The sequence below is a fragment of the Bartonella sp. LJL80 genome (genome assembly GCF_054871565.1).
On sequence record NZ_JBTXLM010000008.1, the window covers coordinates 125,665 to 132,719 of the forward strand.

5 protein-coding genes are annotated in these 7,055 nt (G+C 46.5%); 2 read left to right on the forward strand and 3 right to left on the reverse strand.

The window, feature by feature from the left end:
- Positions 1-36: 36 nt before the first annotated feature.
- Positions 37-1,164 (reverse strand): M24 family metallopeptidase, encoded by a 1,128-nt coding sequence (locus tag ACYSNS_RS12395; RefSeq protein ID WP_461723474.1) that lies wholly within the window; start codon positions 1,162-1,164, stop codon positions 37-39.
- A gap of 310 nt (positions 1,165-1,474) precedes the next feature.
- On the opposite strand from ACYSNS_RS12395, the gene ACYSNS_RS12400 reads away from it, so the two are divergent.
- Together ACYSNS_RS12400 and ACYSNS_RS12405 are read left to right on the forward strand one after the other, a co-directional pair.
- Entirely contained in the window at positions 1,475-2,863 is a 1,389-nt protein-coding gene (locus tag ACYSNS_RS12400; RefSeq protein WP_461723475.1) for a cytochrome c peroxidase, read from the forward strand.
- Between the two features lie 712 nt (positions 2,864-3,575).
- Positions 3,576-4,820 carry an MFS transporter gene (locus ACYSNS_RS12405; protein ID WP_461723476.1) on the forward strand — a complete coding sequence of 415 codons (1,245 nt, stop codon included), beginning with the start codon at positions 3,576-3,578 and terminating at the stop codon, positions 4,818-4,820.
- A 160-nt stretch (positions 4,821-4,980) separates the two neighbouring features.
- On the opposite strand, the gene ACYSNS_RS12410 is transcribed toward ACYSNS_RS12405, so the two are convergent.
- Positions 4,981-5,913, reverse strand: coding sequence for an alpha/beta hydrolase (locus tag ACYSNS_RS12410; RefSeq protein WP_461723477.1), 933 nt, complete (start codon positions 5,911-5,913; stop codon positions 4,981-4,983).
- 630 nt (positions 5,914-6,543) lie between these two features.
- Positions 6,544-7,055: 4Fe-4S dicluster domain-containing protein (locus tag ACYSNS_RS12415; protein WP_461723478.1), on the reverse strand; the 512-nt coding region annotated here is incomplete at its 5' end.

The window sequence follows — 7,055 nt, forward strand, 5'->3', positions numbered from 1 at the left end:
TAAGCAGGTCGATCGCTTCTCGTCTTCTTAAATCAATTATACGTCGATCGGGCTCTTGGCAGGTTGTGTAAACCAGCATGCTTCTTTTTCGCCCATATGAATATGATCTTCCAGACGGATACCGAATTGGCCTGGAAAAATCAGTGTCGGTTCGTTGGAAAAACACATGCCTTCTTGCAAAATCGTATGATCATGTCTCGAAATATAAGGCGCTTCGTGGATCTCGAGACCAATGCCGTGGCCTATACGGTGGGGAATTCCGGGTACGGCATAATCTGGGCCAAGACCGAAGCTTTCCAGTGCTTTTCGCCCCGCAATATCTGCGCTGGCGCAGCTGGAACCTATTTTACAGGCATGAAACACAATATCCTGTAATTGTCTTTCTATGTTCCATACCTTTTCAAATTCTGGTGTTGCGTCCTCGAGCATATAGGTTCGTGTAATATCCGAATGGTAGCCATCTATTGTCGTTCCGGTATCGATAAGGATGATGTCGCCCTGTTGCAAAATCTGTTCGCCTTCCGCACCATGAGGAAAGGACGTTGCCTTACCAAATGATACAATGGCAAAGCTCGAAGAATTTCCCCCTAATTCCTGATGGCTTTGCGAGATGAATTCGATAACCCTGCTGGCTGTTATGCCAGGTTTGAGGAAGTCCCTGACACGCCTTTGCACTTCCATGGTGATATCCATGGCATATTGTATAATCGCAATTTCATTTTTTGATTTACACATGCGCAACGGTCTTATGAAGGGCGCTGCATCGACGATTTTTTCATAGGCTTTGTGGTGTGCGATCTGGTAGTAGAAGCTCAACGCATTGCCCTCATCAACCGCCAGATAACCTGCCGGAGTGAGCTGTTCGGCAATCTTTCGCGCTGGATCCTCATCTTCCTGCCAGACGACAATGTCGCCAGCCAAATGGGGTAGCTCTGCAACACGGTCTTTTTCAAAGGCGGGCACAATGTAAACGAGCCGATCCTGCGTTATAACTGCCCCCAACATTCGCTCGCTGGCATGCCAATAAAGACCGGTGAAATAACGCAGGTTTGCCGTCGCCCCTAAGAAAACACCTTCAATATGGTGTTGCGCCATATTTTTTCGCAAATGGTCAATGCGTACTACACGTTCCAGATCCGAAATAAAATCGGGCTTCTGCTGCATGTCGAATATCTCCCCCATATGAGTACATCAAGAGTAGCATAAATACGACATATAACACAGGTTGCATTGAACCAACGCAGCTTATTTTTACAAGGTTAACGCATGTGACAAGCATGTCTGCGGGTTCGCTATGCCCTACAACTATCTGAATTGACCTGTTTAAACCGCAATGCCAACAAAAAGCAGATGCGCCTGAAACGTTTCATAGCAGCAAGCAGTGCGACAAATTGGAACATTTATTTTGAAAGTAGGAAGTTTATAATGATTCCAATAAGATTGTAGAAAATGCTGAATCAATGGTTGGGTTGTGATGCGATATTTTTGGTATCTAATATCTCTATGTATAGTTGTTTATCTTTGTTTTGTTGCTTACGTTTTTTACTTTGATAAAAGCCGTAATGACTTGCCGTTACTTACAGAGTTTTCGGGCGAAGGCTTAAAGGTACAGAAGATTTTAAATGAAAGAGGGTGTAGTTACTGTCACTTATCTGGTACGAAACTACCATTTTATGCAAGCTTACCCATTGCCAAGCAATTGATGACAACCGATGTCGCAGATGGAACATCTTATTTCTATCTGACAGAGGTTGAAAAAAGTCTGAAGAACAATACGCCTGCACCGCAGGCAGATTTGGCGAAAATAGAAGCGGTCATGTTGGATCAATCGATGCCGCCTATGCTTTATAAAACCATGCACTGGTCTGGTTTTATTTCGCAAAGTGAGCGCGATGAGGTTCTTGATTGGATCAAATCTCAGCGGTTGGCTTATTATGCTTCGGATAATGCCGCTCCAGCAATGAAGACTGAGCCGATACAGCCGCTGCCCAAGGAAGTGCCATACAATGTCGATAAGGCACTTTTGGGTGAAAAACTGTTTTTTGACAAACGTCTTTCCGGTAATAATACAGTGTCATGCTCGACCTGCCATGACTTGAATAAAGGTGGTGTCGACGGTTTACAGACCTCGACAGGTATTGATAATCAAAAAGGCCCTATCAATGCGCCCACCGTATTCAATGCCGTGTTCAACCATGTGCAGTTTTGGAATGGCCGTGCCGCCAGTCTGGCAGAGCAAGCTGCCGGTCCTCCTTTGAACCCGTTAGAAATGGGGTCTGAAAGCTTTGATGAAATTGTTGACCGCTTGAATGCTGACCAAAAATTCAAAACCCAGTTTGAGAAGGTCTATCCGGAAGGTTTCTCAGGCGGCTCTATCACTGATGCGATTGCCGAGTTTGAAAAGACGCTGCTGACACCAAGTCCTTTTGATCGTTATCTTGAGGGTGATGAAACGGCCATCACACAACAGCAAAAACGGGGCTATCTGTTATTTAAAGAAAATAGGTGCTCAACCTGTCACGTGGGAATTAATCTTGGTGGGCAGTCATTCGAACCCTTGGGTCTAGCCCATGATTTCTTCAAGAAAGACATGGAAATAACCAATGAGGATCTCGGCGTGTTCAGCCTCTCTCAAGAAGAGCGTGATCGGTATCGTCAAAAAGTACCCGGCTTGCGTAACTTGTCCGCAACAGCTCCATATTTCCATCGTGGTGACGTGCCCACAATCACGGAAGCGGTTGAACTGATGCTTAAATTTCAAGTCGGACGTTCGATGTCCCAAGGCGACGTGAATGATATCGTATCCTATCTGAAATCTTTGGATGGTGAATATGTACGCAATTTGCCGCCAGCATTAGAGTAGACTGTCTACTTTCCAATCGGTGCCGGTAATCAATACATGTTGGTTATCGGCACTGTTTTAAATAATTAGAATAGTCCGGCGAAATTTATGAAGCTTGCGGCATAGAGTTAGGCCCAATTCGTTGAAATGATATGGCACGATAAACAGCAAAGAATTGCGTAAAGGAAAGCAATCGGTGGGTAGTATACCCAGTTAAGCTTTTCGACTAAACAGATTGCAGCGGTCTTTGGTTTCCTTCGGCTCTTCTCCTCGTTCTCAACAAAATTTCCTTCTAGTCTTTTGTTCAAATCAAGATCTCTTGACCCTGTTCCTCAACAAGCAGTCAGGTATGGATCGAATTTCTCGACGCCAGATAAGGATGTTGCCGGAGCCGTTCTTCCGAGTATTGTGATCTTGGTTCAGTCTTTTTCTTCACAGCGCTTTTCGTACCCATTGCTGATCTGAAAAGTTATTGCCATGGGGGCGGTACGGCAGATTAGAAGAACGAGCTTTGTAACGAGAACCAATGCTTGATCTTGTCTTTTGATCCACATGTTGATCGGTTCTCAAAGTATTTCACGTGACCGTTTCAATTTTCCCATCATATCGATGTTGCACAACGACTTAATCGGGCGTGACAAATGTTTTGCCATGTCTATCACTCGTATCTTCAAGATTGCTGAAAATTAGTCTATCAAAGCGCTTGCATTGGATTTGATAAAGAGATTGAATTTTGAGCGCTTCCAATAACAAACAACAATTCGCATTAAAGGCACTGGATGGCCTGAATTTTTTTCTGGCAGATGTGAGAGACGGTCTAGGGCCATATCTTGCTATTTATCTTTTGGCAGTCAAAGGGCCCACACAAGGTTGGAACGAAGGCACAATCGGGTTCGTCGTTACAATAGCCGGACTATGCGGCTTGTTTACACTTTCACCCGCAGGAATACTGATTGATAAGCTACCTGCCAAACGCTTGTTGCTGGTGGTCGCGGCTTTGGTGGTCACCGCAGGTTGCCTATTGCTTCCTTTTGTTTCATCATTTTTGATGGTAACGCTGACGCAATCAGTAACAGCCATGGCCGCCAGCATTTTTGCACCCGCAATAGCGGCTATCTCTCTCGGTATTGTTGGTCCGCGCTATTTCACCCGCCGTATCGGTCGTAATGAAGCATATAATCATGCGGGCAACGTGTTCTCTGCATTGGCAGCTGCATTTGGCGCTTATCTCTTTGGCCCGATTGTGGTGTTTTGGTTGATGGCAATCCTTACGGTTCTTTCAATCATCACCATTTTCTTTATTCCTTCGTCATCGATCGATGCAAAAGCTGCGCAAGGCATTGACGCGACTGCGGGTACACCTCTTCCATTGCGTCAATTATTGTTCGTTCCATGTCTGCTTTTATTTGGCGGTCTGATGGCGCTTTTTCATTTGGCAAACGCCGCAATGCTACCTTCTCTAGGCCAGCTATTGAGCAAATTGATTGGAAGTGAACATGCTACGTCGCTCATTGCTATCTGCATCGTTGCCGCGCAGATGATCATGGTTCCAATTGCTCTGTTGGTGGCTGCAAAAGCCGATGATTGGGGGCGAAAGCCTTTCATTTTAGCCGCGTTTTTCTTTCTTGCCGCACGTGGATTCCTTTATCCTGTTTCTGATAACATGTTTTGGCTGGTCTCTGTCCAGTTGTTGGATGGTGTTGGCGCAGGAATTCTTGGTGCGCTCTTTCCTATCATTGTCGCAGATTTGATGTGGGGCAAAGGAAACTTTAACGCTGCGCAAGGTCTTGTCTTGTTCATACAAGGCATTGGCGGCGCATTGAGTGCCTCACTTGCAGGGCAAATGATACTTAAATACGGTTATACAAGTGCTTTTATCTGCTTGGCATCGCTTGCTGCTGGCGGTTTTTTCGTGACATTACTCTTCATGCCCGAAACGCGAAAAAGAGTTGCGTCGCAACAACGGCAGGGTGAGTAATCTTTTTCAAAGCTGGCCCTATATAATTTGCGGTTAGAGCGATTTTTGACTTGATGCTATCAGGCCGGAGCGTCTCAAGCCTTTGATTTGTCGCGGTATCTTATCCGATTGCTGTTTCACATCAATCGGGAACCGCTTGAGCACGATGGGCTTAAGGGCTTTATATTATATTTCTCGCCTGCAACCACTTTTCCAATAAAGTCGGCCATTGCGCCGTGGGTGAGTTTTTCATTCCCATGCTGAAACCATGCCCACCTGAAGCAAGGAGATGGCGTTCCACAGGCACGCCGACCTTTTTACACGCCGACTGTAAAATCACAGTATTTTCAGGATTGGATATCGGGTCATTGGCAGCCTGAACTAGAAATGCCGCGGGGAAGTTGCGCTTAACATGCGTTTGAACAGACCATAACGCACTTTGTTGGGGGGTAGGATGTCTTCCTATCAATACTTTTCGTGTTGAAGTATTGTCGTAAGGCGGCTCCAGTGTAATCACGGGATAGGCGAAAACGGCAAAGGCAGGGTGGGCTGAATATTGATCGATATCATCCAGAGGTTGATAAGATCGAAATTCGGATCGCGCAGCCGCCATAGCCATCAAGTGGCCACCCGCTGAAAATCCGATGACACCAATCTTATCGGAACGGATATTGGGAATGACCTTGCTGCTATGTAGCAACCGAAGGGCGCGCTGTGCATCTTGCAATGGCGCTAATGGCTTTTCGAGCCAACCTTCGTCCGGCAAGCGGTAATAAAGAACACATGCGGCGATGCCACGTTCAGTCAGCCAATTTGCGGCAGCCAAGGCTTCCTTTTTGATTTCAATATGCTTATAGCCGCCACCGCCTGCAATCAGCATCACCCCCTTTGGTGCCTGGTCCGGCAGGTAGACGTCCATGCTTGGGACTGAAATGTTGCGAACGCTGCCACCTTTGCTGATGATCAATGGTCCTTTGGGGCCGCCGCCGCCGGGAGGTGTTCCGTTCCAGAGAGAAATACTGGATTTGCGAGACGCCGCTGACGTTGGTCTTGCAAGGATGCCATAAGCACCGCAGGCAAGAGCCATCTTCATAAAACTGCGTCTGTTCGTCATAGCAATCTCCCTATCTTCTAAAAAGGAAACATATCGATAGGTTCCTTCATCAAGCCCGATTTAGACCTGCCTCTATTAGCTGGCAACATAGATCGGATGATTGTTTTCTCTACGCCAACCAAACAATCTGCTTACTTGCACATAGAATTCAGCTGTGCATGCCCTAACATGATATAACAATCTGGAAACAAAGCCTCGGCGTGTATCGGACTTGTCACGCTTTAAATTGCGCTTTTTATCACAAACATGGGTGGTTGGCTTGTCAGGGCCTTCACCGCGTTTGTTTGTTGGTGGTTCGATACGGCCGCTCTTTATCCAAACATTACATGTTCGGATAAAGAGGGCCTTCACCGCATTTGTTTGTTGGCGGTTCAATACGGCCGCTCTTTAACCCAAACATGACTTGTTTGGCTCAACAGGGCCTTCACCGTATTTATTTGTTGGTGGTTTGATACGGCCACTCTTTATCGCAAATATGACTTGTTTGGATAAACAGGGCCTTCACCGAATTTGTTTGTCGGCGGTTCGATACAGCCACTCTTTATCGCAAACATTACATGTTTGGATAAACAGGGCCTTCACCGCATTTATTTGTCGGCGGTTCGATACGGCCACTCTTTATCGCAAACATTACATGTTTGGATAAACAGGGCCTTCACCGCCTTGTGGACACGTCCAGTTGATATTCTGGTTCGGGTCCTTGATATCGCAGGTTTTGCAATGCACACAGTTCTGCGCATTGATCACATAACTCTCGCGACCATCCTTTTCCACCCACTCGTAAACACCCGCAGGACAATAGCGTGTCGATGGCCCCGCAAACGTCGTCAGCTCCGATCGCTCCTGTACCTCCATCGATATCACCTTCAAATGACAAGGCTCGTTTTCTTCATGGTTGGTGTTGGATAAGAACACCGAACTCAACCGGTCGAATGTCAGCTCATTGTCGGGCTTTGGATAGGCGATCGGCTGGAATTGTGCTGCCGGTTGCAGACAGTCATAGTCTGCCCGCCCATGGCTCATTGTTCCAAAAAAGGAAAAGCCAAACAATGATTGGCACCACATGTCGAAACCGGCAAGCCGGATGCCTTTAGCCGTCCCGTATTTCGACCATAGCGGCTTGGCATTGCGGACCTTGTAAA